A 15,302-nucleotide genomic window follows, 5' to 3' on the forward strand; every position below is an offset into this window, starting at 1 on the left:
CGTAGTGGGCAAGGGTGTAGACCGGGCGGTCGTATCCGAACTCGTTGTAGAAGGCAGGGGCGAAGATGAGCGGATCGGGCGTCAGCGCGCCGCCGGAGTGGTTGTGCACCACCAACGCGCCGCCGGCCGGCGGGAAGGATTGCAAGCCCCGCACCTCCGCCCGGAACCACCGCTTGACAATCGACCCGACCACTTTCGTGAACAGCTCACTGAAGGCGGGATCCCACTTGGCGATCTCCGAATTATCAATATCGCTGGCGCTCATGCCTTCCCCCGCAGTGTGCATTGTGTTCGGGTGCCCGCGCGCACTCCTACAGTAGCCAGAGTTGGAGGCTTGAGGATGCTATGCACCGCCGACCTTCCGAGATTGCCGGTACCCCACTGGACGACTTTGTGTGTCACGCTCGCTCCGATCAGATCGCGGTCAATCACGACGGGTCAATCGCCGGTCAGGACCCGCACGAGTCCTTGGCGGTCGACTTTGCCGGTGGGAAGCATGGGCAGCTCGTCCTCGGGCATGAGGCGAATGACGGTGGGAACTTTGAACGTTGACAGGCTGCGGCGAGCGTGGGCAACGACGGTCTCGACCGACAACCGCGCCCCGTAGGCAGGCACGACAGCGGCCCCAACCACCTGTCCGCGGACCGGGTGCGGCAGGGCGATGACGAAGCTGTGGAGGACTTCAGGCATTGAATCCAACACGGACTCGACCTCCGCCGGCGACACGTTGGATCCCGCGGTCTTGATGAGAGTGCTTGCGCGGCCGGTGAAGTGCAGGTGGCCGGCGTCATCGAACCACCCCCGGTCCCCGGTGGCGTACCAGCCGTCGGGGCCGAAAACCTCGTGGCGTTCGTGCTTGTAGATACCGTCCATCACGATCTGACCGCGAACCTGGATCTCGCCCTCTTGGCCCGCGGGCGCCTCGACGCCCGAGGCGGGGTCGACAATCCGGTGCTGTACCACACCAGGTAACGGAATTCCGAAGGATCCGCGCAGGTCCGGCGGCAACGGGGTGTCGGGCACCTCGACCATCGTGTGCGGGCCACCGGTCTCGGTCATGCCCAGCAGATTTGGAGTCAGGTCTGGTTCGCGCGGTCGTCGGTCTGGCGGGAGCGCCTCGAGCATGGTGCCGCCTCGCACACTCGACAGGTCGCGCTTGGCGAAGTCGGGATGGTCGGCCATGGCCTGGCTTGCCTGTGCCCAGCATGAGATGAATGTCGCCCGTTCCCGCTCCAACAGCGCGAGCGTGCTGCCCGCCTCGAATACATCCTGCGCCAGTATTGTCGCGCCGGTCGAGAGTGCCTGCAGCACAACCATCGTCAGGCCGCCCACCCAGAAGAACGGCATCGGCGAATAGATGCGGTCAGTCGAGGTAACGCCGCGATGGCGCGCCAGAATGTAGGCGTGGCGCACCAGGCTGCCGTGGGTGTGCACGACGGACTTCGGCTCGGCCGTTGTGCCGGATGTGGTGACCACGACGAGGTCATCCGCGGGCCGCACCTCGTCTTCGGCCGAAGATACCAGTGACTCAGCCGATTCCGCGCGCGGCCAGGGCGTCGCCCAGGAGCGGTCGCAGTCCGGCCAGACGTGTATCCGCCATAGGTAGGGCGCCACCGGCACGGTGATGACGGCTCCGCTGTCGGTGAGGCCTGGCACCGCGTCCTGTACGCGCTCGACGAGGTCGTGGCCGGCGATCGTCTGGCCCATGAGCACCACCTGCACATCGGTGTGCCGCAACAGCCGCCCGAGTTCCCCGCCTGGTGCGAAAGTCGACAGGGGAACGGTGAGCGCGCCGATTCGAGCGGCTGCCAACCACGAGATGAGCCACTGGGCGCAGTTCGGGAATAAGATGCCGACCCTGCTCCCTTTGCCGGCGCCGGAGGCCAGCAGGGCGTCGGCCAACTCCAGCGAGGCGGTGTCCGCCTCGGCGAAAGTCAGTCGCTCATTGTCGGTGACGAGGAACTCGCCGTCGGGTTCGGCGCGCCTCATTCTGAGGAGCTCGGGGATGCTGGCAGGCATGCCGTCCGGCGTCGAATCGTCGGCCGCCCCTGGGGCGCCGGCCATCAGCCGACGTGGACGGGGATGTGGGAATAGCCGGCGACATTGGACATGGTGACCCGGCGCAGACCGTGCGTGTCAACATCGAACCGCGGCCAATTTTGCTGGAGGTGATGGAAGGCGACCCGGCTCTCGAGTCGGGCGAGCCAGGAGCCCAGGCAACTGTGCGCGCCGTACCCGAACGCCAGCGTGGTGGCTCCGCCTCGCCGAATGTCGAACGCGTCGGGCTCGTTGTACGCCCGCGGGTCACGGGTAGCGGCCCCCGTCACCAACAGCGTGGGAGAGCCCGCGGGAATCGTCTCGCCGTGCAGGGTGACGTCGCAGGTGGCGAAACGTCCCTGATATTGCGACGGCGGGTTAAGTCGCAGCATCTCCTCGATTGCGCCGGGAATCAGTGTGGGGTCAGCGAGCACCAACTCCCACTGGTCGGGATTGCGGTGAAAGGCCATCACACCGTTGCCCACCAGCTTGGTGACGGTCTCACTACCGGCCGCGGCCAGAAGTACTGCGAACGTTGCGATGTCCTCGTCGCTGAGCCGGTGCGTCACCCCCGCTTCATCCTCATAGGTGGCGGTGACCAGTCTGCTGATGATCAGGTCGTCGGGGTTACGGCGCTTCTCGCGGGCCAGCGCCAGAAAGTACTCGCCCATCGCCATCGAAGCGGCCACGCCACTTTCCGTGGCGAACGGGTTGTTTTCCTCGCGGTGCAGGAATCCGTCGGTCCACAAACGGATCTGCTGTCGTTCACCGGCTGGGACGCCGAGCATCGAGGAGATGATCTCCACGGGGAAGAGGGCCGCGAAGTCGGCCACCACATCGAAGTTCTGCCTATCCTTCAGCGCGTCAATGTAGGACGTCACCACCTCCACCACGAGCGGTTCCAAATTGGCGATCGCCGCCTTGGTGAACACCTGCCGCACCAGCTTGCGCAGCCGCTCATGCTCCGGGGGGTCCATGATGATCAACATGTTGGTGTTGAATCGCTGCCGCAACGACAGCGCGTCCAATGTCACCCCGTAGGCACTGCTGAACGTCTCCCAATCCCGGTGCGCGGCAACAACATCCTCGTGGCGGGTCAGGGCGTAGAAATCCCACCGCTGGCTGTAGTAGACAGGCGCCTCATCGCGCATCCACCGGTAGGTCTCATAGGGATCGTCGAAGAAGACATCCGAGTACGGGTTGAACTCCGCCGGGACGCCGTCTTCACGCGCTTTCGTGGCGGACGGCGCACCCTGATCCGTCGACATCTCAGGCGTCCACCCGCATCATGCTCGACAGCGTGCCGCCCATCACCGTGGCGATCTCGTTGTCGCTTAGCTCAGGGTGACGCGCGGCGTAGCTGACGGGATCCGCCAGGCCCTCGGGATGGGGATAGTCCGAGCCGAAGAACAGGTGCTCAATCGGCACCAGCTTCGCGAGTTGGGCCACGTTCTCCTCCCAGAAGGGATTGAAGTAGACGCAGCGGCAGATGGCCTCCAGGGGATCCTCGCTGTAGAGCTGGGGCATCTTCTTGCGGGTGTCGCTGAGGTTCTCCAGCAGCCGGGGCAGCCAGGTCGTTCCGTTCTCCACCATGCCGATCCGAAGCTCGGGAAACCGCGTCGGGAGTCCGTGGCAGGCCAGCGCCGCGACCGCGTCCTCGGCCGGATTGCGGGCCAGGCTGTAGTAGGAGCGGAACGGCGAAGGCTGGAACGGCCGGAACTCGCCGGAACCCTCCCAGTCGTTGGCATATCGGGAATACCCGCTGTCGGAGGCGTGCATGATGACCAGCACGCCGGTTTCGACGACCCGCTTCCAGAACGGGTCGAATTCGGGCAGCGCGAATGACCGCGGGCCGTGCAGCCCGGGTACCGGCGCCGGCCGGATGAGAATGGCGCGCGCCCCGCGCTCGACCACCCAATTCAATTCGTCGATCGCCTTCTCCACGATGGGCAAGGTGATGATGGGTGTAGTGAAGATGCGGCCCTTGTAGTCGAAACTCCACGTCTCGTGCAACCACCGGTTCAGGCCGTGAATGATCGTGTGGGTCGCCTCGGGGTAGTCACGGAAACGTTCCTCCACCAGGCTCGCCAGCGTCGGGTACATCATCGACTTGTCGATGCCCTGTTCGTCCATCAGCGCCAGCCGGGGCGCAGGTTCACGCATCGCGGGTGTCGCGTCGATCGCCTTGCCCAGGATCTCGCGATGCGATTTGCCTTGCGGGTTGCCGTTGTGGAAGTAGTCCTCTTGAGCGCCCGGCGCGGCGACCTTATCGAAGGTCGGGTTGGGGATGTACTCGCTGATCTGTCCCAGGGTGGCGATCTTGGTCCGTCCGTCTACTTCGACGTAGCGGATGGCGCCGTGGTACTCCGGCGGCAGGAACTTGGTGAGCGCATCGCGCGTCTCGTACATGTGGTTATCACCATCGAAGACCGGAAATCCCAGCCTCGGTGTCATAGAAATCCTCCTCGGGGTGTCCCACTCGTATGCATCGGACTCTAACATCGAGTGCGTATGAAGAGAACATGTCGCTACTTTTTTGCATGTGACAATTCCATAGGAGGTAATGTTCTCGCCGACGGCGCGAGACATGGGAGGAGCCTGACGTGGATCTGCGTCTGAGCGATGAGCAGCGTGCGGTTCGCGAGACGTTTGCCGCCTTATTCCGCAAGGAGTCGACACCGCAGCGAGTCCGGAATGCCGAGTCGACCGGCTTGGATATGGCCTTGTGGCGGAGCTACGCCCAGCTCGAGGCGTTGGGGATCGGGATCCCATCGGATTATGGCGGCGCGGACGGCGGCCTGCTGGAATTGGCGTTGGTGGCGGAGGAGGCAGGCCGTCGTCTGGCCCCGATTCCGGTTGCAGAGACCGCGGCCGCGGCCCGGCTGCTTGGTCGCCTCGGCGAAAAAGAGCTGCTGGGACCCGTGTTAACCGGATCGAACATCGTGTCGCTGGCAACGGGCAGCCGACCTGTGGGCGACCAACTTCTGGTCGACGGAGCGATCGCTGACGCGGTGCTGGCTTTCGACGGCAAATCTCTGCTTTACGTGACGAGGCCGGACGGGCAACTGACGATCCCGCGCCGCAACCTAGGCGGCCTGGCTCTGGCGCGATGGGACGTCCACTCCACCAGCCGTTCGCTCGCCGAAGGCGAGCGGGCGCGGGCCGAGTTCGCGGCGGCCCTTGACGAGGTCCGTGTGCTCCGGGCGGCCGCGCTGGTCGGGCTGGCTGAGGAAGCCGTGCATATCGGTTCGGAGTACACGAAAGTACGGAAGGCGTTCGGGCAACCGATCGGGATGTATCAGGCCGTCGCGCATCCTTTCGCGGACTTCCTGAGCGCCCTTGATGGCGCCCAACTGCTGGTTCATAAGGCGTGTTGGGCACTGGACACCGAGCAGGTCGACGGGCCGGCACTTGCCACGATGGCCTTTGTGTTCGCCGCCGAAACGGCATATCAGGCGAGTCAGCACAGCCTCCACGTGCACGGCGGATACGGGTTCACCGAGGAGTACGACATCCAGCTCTACTACCGACGGGCCAAGGCTTGGGCAGTGGCGTTCGCCGATCCCCGACGTGAGCTTCTCGTCCTCGCGGATAGATGCTTCGGTCCCGCTCTCACGGGAGGTCGCTGAGCGAATGGATTTCACCGAACCCGCGAACTGGGGCCGCATCCGAGGTGACGCAGAGGCATTCATTGCTGAGCACGTCACCCGTGAGGTGATCGAGAATGAACGTCGAACCGGTGACGGTGTCGACCGGGCGCTGACGCGCCAGCTCGGGGCGCGCGGCTGGGTCGCGCCCACCTGGCCGGTCGAGGAAGGCGGCGCCGGCCTCGACCCATTCGAGGCGGCGGTGCTGTTGGACACCCTGCGCAAGGGCGGCGTCCCGACGATAGGGCCCGGCACGACGATGCTGCCGGCGAATGCGATCAAAGCCACCGGCTCCGAAGAACTGAAGGGCAGAATCCTGCCCGGGGTCACAGCCGGCGAGACTCTGATCTGCCTCGGCTACACCGAACCGGCCGGCGGGTCAGACGTCTTCGCCTGCGCGACACGCGCTGAGCGCGACGGCGACGACTGGATTGTCAACGGTCAGAAGATCTTCACCACCTTCGCCCACGTCGCTGACTACTGCTTCCTGCTCACTCGGTCGTTGGCTGGGTCGGCGGGCACCCGCGGCCTGACGATGCTGCTGGTACCGCTGGATTCACCCGGCATCGAGATCCGGGCAGTGCACACCATGGGCCATGAACGCACGAACGTCGTGTTCTACAACGACGTGCGGGTCGCGGACGCGAACCGGATCGGTGAGGCGCATCAGGGCTTTTCGGTGATGCGGGCCGCGCTCGAAGCGGAGCAGAACGTCGCGCCGGGCGCGAGGACAAGATCGATCGCGGCACATGCGCTGGAGTTCGCCCGCACGCAGCCCGGGCCGGACGGCGCCCCCTTGATCAACGACCACCTCGTCCGGGAGCGCCTGGCACGAATGGCGATGGAAGCCGAGGTCGCTGACCTGCTCGGGTTGCGTGTCGCGTTCTTGGATGCCGACGGCGAGAAACCGGGGCCGGTGTCGGCCCTGTTCGGCCCGGAAAGTTATGTCCGTGCCTCGGCCGCCGCGATCGACATAGCAGGAATGTCGGGACTGCTCGACTGGACTGATCCTGAGGCTCCCGTCGACGGCAGCATGGACGCGCACTATCGCAGCGCGGTCGCGACGACGATCTATGGCGGTTCCAGCGAAGTGCTCCGCAGCTTGATCGTCGAGAACCGGCTTGGCCTGCCGCGCAGTCGTCCACGGCGTTAACGTGGGTCGTGTCAGCGGAACTGGCGGGCCAGCCAATCGGCGCTGTCACGCGCGGCACACCTGACGACCGCACAGTCAGCGAACATATCGAAGCCGTGCACCGCGCCGGCGTAGACATGAAGCTCGGTCGAGACATCGGCCCGGCACAGTCGCGCGGCGAAGTCGATCGCCTCGTCGCGCAGGCAGTCGGCGGTGCCCACCGTGATGAATGTCGGTGGTAGGCCTGCCAACTCGGCCGCCTGGGCCGGCGCCGCGTCCGGCGGCACATGGTCGGTTCCGCAGCGGTCGCCGAGATAGGCGTGCCAACCGAAAGCGTTGGATTCGCGACTCCACAGCGGGAGTCCGTCCAGCAGGCTCGAGGGGGTATTCATGCGGTCATCGAGCATCGGGTATTCCAGGTACTGGAAGGCGACATGATCGTCACCCCTGTCGCGCCGACGGAGCGCGAGAGCGGCGGCGAGTCCGCCACCCGCGCTGCGGCCGGCTACGCCGATGCGGCGCGGGTTGATACCCAGGTCGCCCGCGTGATCGACGACGTAACGCAGGCCCGCGTCGCAATCATCGAGTGGAAGCGGGTATGGCGCTTCCGGCGCGAGGCGGTATTCGACACTGACGCAGATACAGGACAGTGAGCGGCACCATTCACTCAAGCGGGAGTCATCCATATAGCGGTTGCCGATCACCATCCCGCCGCCGTGCATCCAGTAGAGGACGGGGAGGTCGCCGACGGCATCACGCGGTCGCAGCACGGTCACGCCGACTCCGCCGTTCGGCTTTGTCGTCAGCTCGGTGCGTTCGATGTCCGGTGCCGCGACGGGCTGGAACACCGCGTTCTGCCGCATCATCGGTACGGTCTCGGCCGAGAAGACGAATTCGGGTATATCGCGGACGGCTTCGCGGATTTCGGGGTCAAGTGCTTCTCGGCCGAGCATGACCATCAACCGCCTCCGAGCATGTGCTTGGCCGCTCCAACGAGGCCGCCGTCGACGCGGATGTCGCATCCGGAGATGAAGGCTGCGGCATCGGATTCGAGGAAGGCGACGAGCGCGGCGATGTCGTCAGTGCGGCCCGGCAGCGGGCCCGGTCGTTTGACGGGCGTCAGCTCGATCATCTGCGGAATAATGGGCTGTCGCTCGAGTTCCAGCCGACCCATCGCGGTGTCGATCAGACCGGGCGAGATGGCAACGACGCGTCCACCTTTGGCGCCCCAGGGTTTGGCCAGCCGCTCGGCAAGTCGCATCACTCCGCGCTTGGCCAGCACGTAAGACGTCGCGCTGTCGATGGGTTGGCCGAGGGCCCGCTCAACTGTGCTGAATAGGCCGTCAGCCAGCGGATCGCAGAGCAACTTCTCGATGGCCGGGTCCACGTCGCTGTAGCCGGCGATCGAGCCGAACAGGATTGCCGAACTGCCGGGCTCCACCAAGGGGAACACCGCGTCAGTAATGCGCACACTGCCGACCAGGTCCACCTCGATTACGGTGCGCGCGTCGGTCATCTCGGGGGAGACACTCATGGTGTGCACGAGACAGCGAAAACGTCCCGAGGCTCGTACTCGATCAGCGACAGCGGCGACCTCGGCTGGTGAGGTCACATCGCATTGCAATGTGTTGACACTCGCTCCTTGTGCGCTGAGCAGGGACCGCGCTTCTTCGAGGTGCCCTTCGTCGACGTCGACAAGCAGCAGGTGGCCCCGACCGGCAAGCGCAAAGGCACAGGCAAGTCCCATTCCTCCGGCGCCGCCGGTGATCACCAGCACGTCGGTGTTCGCCATGTCCGAGCCTCTCAATGATAGTTACTGGGCTGCGCGTGAGCATAGTATGGTCATTGCATCTGACGCAGGTAACGTTCTACTGTTGTGATGCGATGCCTTTCAGAAAGAGATCACATGCTTCCCGAAGACGCAAGAATCATCTCCGTTGACGACCACGTCATCGAACATCACCGCGTTTGGCTTGACCGGCTGCCCTCGAAGTACGAGGACGTGGCGCCGCGCATCGTGAAGCTCCCCGACGGCAACGACACCTGGCTTTACGAAGGGGGCAAGCGCGGCAACTTTGCCCTGAACGCCGTCGCGGGCAAGCACCCACGGGACTTTGGCATGGACCCACGCAGCTACGACGACATGCGGCCGGGATGTCATGACATCGGCGACCGCATCAAAGACATGGACACCGAAGGCGTCTGGGCCCAACTGTGCTTCCCGAACTTCGGCGGTTTCGCCGGCAGCACCTTTTACGCAGCCGAGGACAAGGACTTCGCGAAGCTGTGCATCAGCGCCTACAACGACTTCATCCTCGATGAGTGGTGTGCCTATGCCCCCGAGCGCCAGATCCCGTTGGTGATGGTGCCGTTCTGGGACATCGACGCGTCGGTGGCCGAGATCGAACGAACCGCCGCCAAAGGCGCGAAGTCGGTGTCGTTCATCGAGGCGCCGCACAAACTAGGCCTGCCGTCGTTCCACACCGACCATTGGGATCCGATCCTGCGCATCTGCGAGGAAGCAGAACTTCCGCTGTCGATGCACTTCGGCTCCGGTGGCGTTCCGCAGGGGCTCGCGCCAGATGGCGATATGTTCATCAGCATCGCGCTGTTCGGGCTGAACTCGATGATGGCGACCGTCGACCTGTTGATGTCCGACGTGTTCTACAAGTTTCCCAACCTCAAAGTCGCGCTTTCCGAGGGCGGCATCGGCTGGATGCCGTATCTGCTGGAGCGCATCGACTACTCCTGGGGCCGGCACAAGTACTGGTGCAACATCAACGCCGACAAGCTCCCCTCCGAACTCTTCCGGGAGCACATCTACGGCTGCTTCATCTCCGACCAGTCGGGCATCGAGCAACGGCACCGCATCGGGATCGACAACATCATGTTCGAAAGTGACTATCCGCATTCGGACTCCAACTGGCCGCACACCCGCAAGTTGCTCACTGAGCACCTCGTCGATGTGCCTGACGACGAGGCCCGAAAGATCGTCGAGCTCAATGCCCGCACGCTCTATCGGTTTTGGGATTAAGGCATCCTCTGACGGGAGAAGACGGGAGAAACGATGAGGGCGAATGGATCCGATTTAATGTTCGATCCGTTCAAGCCCGGACCACGAAACCAGCTGCCGCAGGTACTCGCCGAGTTGCGGGAGCGATTTCCCGTTTACCGCACCAGCTCCGACATCTGGGTGGTGTCGCGGTTCGACGATGTCAAGGCTGTGCAGTCGAACCCGCAGCAGTTCTCTTCGCGGCCCAATCCCTACGAGGGATCCGCGCCGCCCGATGACGAGATGAAACCGGAGGTACTCGAACGACTGGTTGCGCTGGCCGCGGGCATCCCGGTGGACATGGCGGAGATGGCTTCCGCGAAGACCATTGCCGCGGCCGACCCGCCCCAGCACACTCGGATGCGCCGCATCGTCAGCAGGGGATTCACGCCGCCGCGTATCAAAGAGATGGCAACCGCAATCGAGGAGATCGTCGAACGCTGTTTGGCCGGAATCGAACACCAGCCCGCCTTCGACGTGGTGGAGCGCCTCGCCGTACCGCTGCCCGTCGAAATGATCTGCCACATCCTCGGCATCGACCGCAGCCATTACAGCCAGGCGAAGCGTTGGTCGGACGCGTTCGCCGCCGCAGCCGGCGGGGTGTTCAGCAGCCCCGCCGAACGCAACGAGTTGATGTTGAGCACCATCCAGGAGTTCAGTACGTACTTCGTGCCGTTGATCGAGGCGCGGCGCGTTGAGCCGAGAAATGATCTGGTCAGTGCGATGGTCGCGGCGATCGACAACGAGTCGCTAAGCAATGTCGAAACATTGATGGTGGCGATCACTATTATGGTCGCCGGCAACGAGACGACGACGAATCTCATCGGTAACACCGTGGTCGAACTGCTGGCCAACCCCGACCAGCTCAAGCTGTTGCTCGACGATCCTGAACTGCTGCCCAATGCCGTTGACGAAGCCAATCGATTAACCTGCCCGATCCAATTCGCTTTTCGCGAGGCGACCGAGGACAACGAGATCGCCGGCACGGCAATCCCCAAGGGCGCGATCATTGCGTTGCACATGGCCGCGGCCAACCGAGATCCGCGCCGCTTCGATGACCCCGACCGCTTCCTGATTACTCGGCCCTCTGGCAAGAACCTGGCATTCGGACACGGCATCCACTTCTGTCTGGGCGCCCACCTCGCCGGCCAGGAGGTGCGCGCCGCGGTTGGCGGGTTGCTTCCGTATCTCGACCGGCTCCGGATAGCCGGAGAGCTGGAGCGCAATCCGACTGCGCTGCTGAACGGTTGGCACGAGGTCGAGCTTGCGTGGGTCTAGGAAATTGCGCACGCCAGCGTGAGTGACAACGAATTGCCCAGGACCGCATGATGGGTGGCGTGAACCAGCCGCTTATCTTGCGCGAGGACCGCGGCGCGGTCCGGGTGTTGACGATGAATCGTCCCGAGTCGCGAAACGCGTTGAACACCGACTTGATCAGCGCCTTGCACACCGCTTTGATCCAGGCCGATCGCGATGCTGCGGTGCGTGCGGTGGTACTGACCGGTGCGGATCCGGCATTCTGTGCCGGCCTCGATCTCAAGCAGGCTCAGCGCGACGGGTCTGCCTATTTCGAACGGCTTCACGCCGAGAACTGCATCACCAAGGTCGCCCAGCTGGGCAAGCCCGTGCTGGGAGCGATCAACGGGGCAGCGATCACCGGCTGTATGGAGATGGCACTCGGGTGCGACTTCCTCGTGGCGTCCGATCAAGCGGTCTTCGCCGACACTCATGCCCGGGTGGGCATCCTGCCCGGTGCAGGCATGACCGCGCGGTTGCCCCACGTTGTCGGGGCCGGGATGGCACGGCGGCTCTCGATGACTGGTGAGATCATCGATGCGGCCCGGGCCGAAACGATGGGTCTGGTTACGGAAGTCGTTGCACACACGCAGCTGCTGGATCGGACCGTCGAGTTGGCGACGCAAATCTGCGAGGTGGCCGCACCAATCATGCAGGACCTCAAGGCGATATACGTGGCCGGCGCTGCTGCGATCATCGGCCCTGCCTTGGCCGCCGAGCAGGCTATCGCCACTGCTGCCGGGCGTACCGATGGCTTGGGCGAGCGCTATCGGCAAGTCGCAGACCGTAACCGACGGCAGCTCCACCGGCCCAGCTGAGCTCGAGTTGCTTTCGTGTCGGTGCCGGCAACACGACTCGGTGTATCTGCAGCTGGGGGGTGTGATGACTCTTGGCGCCGTCACCGGCAGCCACGATGGCACGGTGCGGCTATGGGACCCTCTGACCGGCAGCGCACTGGGTGCCCCGCTGACCGGCCACACCGCGGCGAGCAACCGGCGAGTAGCCGATCGACTTCGATTAGTTGTCGTGGTCAATCGTTTCTGACCCCGAGATGGCGGTGGTCGAACGCGAGGCTTACGTAACGACCGCTCGAATCGTTCTGCCTGGTGGCCACGTGCGCCGCTCGATCGGTCCTCGTCTCCGACTAAGCTGCGGGTCCGCGACGGGCGTGCTGGATTCTGTTTGCGGCCCGATGGATTGGAACGCGCGTCGAGCTGCACAACGGTGATCGGAATCGATCGCGTTGGCAGTTTGCAGTCAGTCGCAGCGTTTGTCTGACGGAACGCGCCGTTATCGGTCGATGAACTTCGCGCACACCCAGTCGGCGCGACCCCGTCGACTGACCGAACACATGGTTATCAGCTCCGACCCGTGCGGACGTCGGCGCTGGGGCGAGACGGCCCGTGGAGCCGCCCACGGTCCGGAGGCCAGGCAGCACTGTTACGTCGCGTAACACGCGCGCGTATAACTGCAGGAAATCGAGTACACGCGCAACACCGCCAGATGACAATCACTGCACGTCAGGACGCATTTGCGCAGCTAATCGGCGGGGTTCAAGTCCCCTTAGCTCCACGCGGTAGGTCGATCGTGGACGAGATGGTCAGCCGGTGACAGGCCGACTCGGCTCGAACCCCCAGCACGACGATCACGGATTCGTTGCGGCGCCAAATATTTGGCGAAACCAGAGAATTTCGTGTTACGTTAATCAAGTGGAACCACCCGAGGTCCACGACTCGGCCCTCAAGCGCGAGTACACCAAGGACGACATACACCACGCCTTGAAGCACGTGCACATTTCTTACGATGTGATCGACGACGATCCGCCTCGGACCTGGGTATTTGGGTTCACACCGAAGGGAATCCTGGTCGAAATGATGGTGCTCCATAAGGCCACGGAAGACCTCGTGATCCATTGCATGAAGGCACGGAAGGCTGAACTAGACAAAGCCCTTCGCATCACGGGAGGCAGGCGCTGATATGGCTACATCGAAGAAGAAGGCGGCCAACGCCGCGAGCAAAATCCTCAGATCGACGGACAAGAAGCCTGCTGCGAGGGCGTTGGCACAGCCCCCGGCCAAGCGGGGCGGGGGGACCATCAGAGCGGACAAGAAGACCACTGCGAGGGGGTTGGCGCAGCCGGCCAAGCGCGGAACCACCAGAATGTCCAACAAGAGGGCGGCGCGGTCGGCTTTGGGATTTCAACCGCCTTCGCACCCCTCGCCATCGACCATAGGGCAGCGCCCGCTACCGGGGTCTGTGGACGAGGAAACCATCGCACGTTTGGTTGCCGAAGCTGAGGAAGGCATTCCCGCCGAGAAACTGCGTCGTCGTGGGCGTCCCGCGATCGGCGTTGATGCGGCAAGCACCTATTCGGTTCGGCTCCCCGATGACCTGGTCACGCTTGCAGATGAGCGTTCCGAGATTGACGGTGTGACCAGGGGGGAGACGATCCGTCGCGCGCTAATTGAGTACCTGACGAACTGACACCGACAGGAAATCCCCAAGGTAGGTAGCCAAACGCGACTGGATGCCTGACGACCAAACCCCCGTTGTGCCAAGAGTGTGCCAAGACAGACTGAAACAGCGCGACACTCAGTGGACACACCGGAAACCAAACACTCGCTGAGCCGGGCATTTGCGGACGCCATCGCACTGTGTGAAACGCGGTGGACAGCCCGGCCGGGTTTTACACACCAGCGGTCGGCGGTTCGATACCGTCCGCGCCCACCAACTTTTGCTAAGTCGTTTCTTCTACTACCGCTCGTCGCACAGGGGGTGCCGCGGTCGCCGGCTACGGCGACCCGTTCATCCCGCTGTGGCCGAACGGCCCGGCAAAGCCAGCGCTGCCGCCTTGCCCGCCGCCCGTGCCGTTCCCGCCGTTCCCGCCGTTGCCGATAAACACGGCGGTGCCGCCGTTTCCGCCGTCGGCAGGCAAGCTGCCTGGTCCGGCGTTGCCGCCGTTGCCGCCGTCACCGAACACCACCCCGCTGGTGCCGCCGCCCCCGCCGGCGCCGCCGGCGGCACCGGTGGTGTTTTGGCCGCCCTCACCGCCGTCACCGCCGTTGCCGAACACCCCGCCGGGGCCGCCGTCGCCGCCGGCACCGCCGGCGCCGGTGCCGGATCCGGCGCCGCCCGACCCGCCGGCACCTCCGTTGGCGAATATCCCGGTGCCGCCGCCGTTGCCGCCGGCACCGCCGACCCCGGCAGCGCCGTTGCCAGCACCGCCCATGCCGCCGGCACCGCCGCCGCCCAACATCTTGACGTTGCCGCCATCACCTCCGTGGCCGCCTGTCGAGCCGGCCCCGCCGGTGCCGCCGTCGCCGCCGCTGCCGATTGTCCCGCTGTTGGCGCCGCGGCCGCCGTCCCCGCCGGTTCCAAGGAGGCCAGCGCCGCCCTGGCCGCCGAGACCGCCGTTGCCCCACACATGGGCGGTGCCGCCATCGCCGCCGCGACCGGCGAATCCATCAGCGCCGGTAGCGTCGCCGCCCGCCCCGCCGGCGCCACCATTGCCGTGCAGCGATCCGCCATTGCCGGCATCACCGCCTGAACCGCCTGTGCCGTCGACACCTGAGGCGCTCCCGCCAGCCCCGCCGGCGCCGCCGTGGCCGAGCGATTGGGCGTTGCCGCCGACACCGCCGATGCCGCCGGCGTTTTCGCCGGCGCCGCCGGCCCCGCCGGTCCCGCCATTGCCTTCCAGCCACCCGCCACGGCCGCCGGCACCGCCGTAACCGCCGTAACCGTTGGCATCGCTTCCGCCGGCTCCGCCGGCTCCGCCAGGGCCGAGCAACGAGGCGTTGCCGCCGACACCGCCGATGCCGCCGGTGCCCCCGGCGGCTGTCGCGGTCCCGCCAGCCCCGCCGGCACCGCCGCCACCGACCAGCCACCCGCCGCGGCCGCCGGCACCGCCGGGCGCGCCTGTCCCGCCTTGCCCGCCCATGCCGCCGTTGCCTATGAGGCCGGCGGACCCGCCGGCACCGCCGGGCGCTCCCACGTTGGTGCTATCGCCACCGCGACCGCCGCTGCCGAACAAGATCCCGCCGCGCCCGCCGGGCTGCCCCACACCGTTAACGGTCTGCCCGTTGGCGCCGTTGCCGATCAGCGGGCGCCCCACTAGCGCCTCGGTGGGTGCGTTGATCAC

General features: G+C 65.2%; 13 protein-coding genes and 1 pseudogene. 7 read left to right on the forward strand and 7 right to left on the reverse strand.

Annotation, left to right across the window (positions count from 1 at the left end):
• The 4 genes and pseudogenes from ACLP4W_RS00920 to ACLP4W_RS00935 form a co-directional block, all read right to left on the reverse strand.
• A pseudogene (locus ACLP4W_RS00920) lies at positions 1-265 on the reverse strand (glycerol acyltransferase); the annotation flags it as partial.
• A gap of 173 nt (positions 266-438) precedes the next feature.
• Positions 439-2,064 carry a class I adenylate-forming enzyme family protein gene (locus ACLP4W_RS00925; RefSeq protein WP_442383210.1) on the reverse strand — a complete coding sequence of 542 codons (1,626 nt, stop codon included), beginning with the start codon at positions 2,062-2,064 and terminating at the stop codon, positions 439-441.
• Positions 2,064-3,305: a cytochrome P450 gene (locus ACLP4W_RS00930; RefSeq protein ID WP_442383212.1), complete on the reverse strand. Its 1,242-nt coding sequence runs from the start codon at positions 3,303-3,305 to the stop codon at positions 2,064-2,066. Before ACLP4W_RS00930 ends, ACLP4W_RS00925 begins: the two co-directional genes overlap by 1 nt.
• A gap of 1 nt (position 3,306) precedes the next feature.
• Positions 3,307-4,491, reverse strand: coding sequence for an amidohydrolase family protein (locus ACLP4W_RS00935; RefSeq protein ID WP_442383213.1), 1,185 nt, complete (start codon positions 4,489-4,491; stop codon positions 3,307-3,309).
• A 149-nt stretch (positions 4,492-4,640) separates the two neighbouring features.
• On the opposite strand from ACLP4W_RS00935, the gene ACLP4W_RS00940 reads away from it, so the two are divergent.
• Both ACLP4W_RS00940 and ACLP4W_RS00945 read left to right on the forward strand, forming a co-directional pair.
• Complete coding sequence (locus tag ACLP4W_RS00940) at positions 4,641-5,666, forward strand: acyl-CoA dehydrogenase family protein (protein WP_442383215.1); 1,026 nt, start codon at positions 4,641-4,643, stop codon at positions 5,664-5,666.
• A gap of 4 nt (positions 5,667-5,670) precedes the next feature.
• Positions 5,671-6,837, forward strand: a complete 1,167-nt coding sequence (locus tag ACLP4W_RS00945; RefSeq protein ID WP_442383217.1) for an acyl-CoA dehydrogenase family protein — start codon at positions 5,671-5,673, stop codon at positions 6,835-6,837.
• 11 nt (positions 6,838-6,848) lie between these two features.
• On the opposite strand, the gene ACLP4W_RS00950 is transcribed toward ACLP4W_RS00945, so the two are convergent.
• Both ACLP4W_RS00950 and ACLP4W_RS00955 read right to left on the reverse strand, forming a co-directional pair.
• Positions 6,849-7,775, reverse strand: a complete 927-nt coding sequence (locus ACLP4W_RS00950) for an alpha/beta hydrolase (RefSeq protein WP_442383219.1) — start codon at positions 7,773-7,775, stop codon at positions 6,849-6,851.
• A complete protein-coding gene (locus ACLP4W_RS00955) occupies positions 7,775-8,608 on the reverse strand; it encodes an SDR family oxidoreductase (RefSeq protein ID WP_442383221.1) in 834 nt (277 codons plus the stop codon). The genes ACLP4W_RS00950 and ACLP4W_RS00955 overlap by 1 nt, the downstream gene beginning before the upstream one ends.
• Before the next feature lie 114 nt (positions 8,609-8,722).
• Between ACLP4W_RS00955 and ACLP4W_RS00960 the strand changes: the two genes are divergently transcribed.
• The 5 genes from ACLP4W_RS00960 (at position 8,723) to ACLP4W_RS00980 (ending at position 13,648) form a co-directional block, all read left to right on the forward strand.
• On the forward strand, positions 8,723-9,850 hold the full coding sequence (locus ACLP4W_RS00960; RefSeq protein ID WP_442383223.1) for an amidohydrolase family protein: 1,128 nt from the start codon (positions 8,723-8,725) through the stop codon (positions 9,848-9,850).
• 57 nt (positions 9,851-9,907) lie between these two features.
• Positions 9,908-11,146, forward strand: a complete 1,239-nt coding sequence (locus ACLP4W_RS00965; RefSeq protein WP_442383225.1) for a cytochrome P450 — start codon at positions 9,908-9,910, stop codon at positions 11,144-11,146.
• Between the two features lie 50 nt (positions 11,147-11,196).
• Positions 11,197-11,982, forward strand: a complete 786-nt coding sequence (locus ACLP4W_RS00970; protein WP_442383227.1) for an enoyl-CoA hydratase — start codon at positions 11,197-11,199, stop codon at positions 11,980-11,982.
• Positions 11,983-12,873: 891 nt separating this feature from the next.
• Positions 12,874-13,140, forward strand: coding sequence for a hypothetical protein (locus ACLP4W_RS00975; RefSeq protein WP_442383229.1), 267 nt, complete (start codon positions 12,874-12,876; stop codon positions 13,138-13,140).
• Between the two features lie 280 nt (positions 13,141-13,420).
• Positions 13,421-13,648, forward strand: coding sequence for a CopG family transcriptional regulator (locus ACLP4W_RS00980; protein ID WP_442383231.1), 228 nt, complete (start codon positions 13,421-13,423; stop codon positions 13,646-13,648).
• A gap of 307 nt (positions 13,649-13,955) precedes the next feature.
• Here ACLP4W_RS00980 and ACLP4W_RS00985 read toward each other — a convergent pair.
• Positions 13,956-15,302: PGRS repeat-containing protein (locus tag ACLP4W_RS00985; RefSeq protein ID WP_442383233.1), on the reverse strand; the 1,347-nt coding region annotated here is incomplete at its 5' end.

The organism is Mycobacterium sp. (assembly GCF_052145595.1).
Classification (GTDB): Bacteria; Actinomycetota; Actinomycetes; order Mycobacteriales; family Mycobacteriaceae; genus Mycobacterium.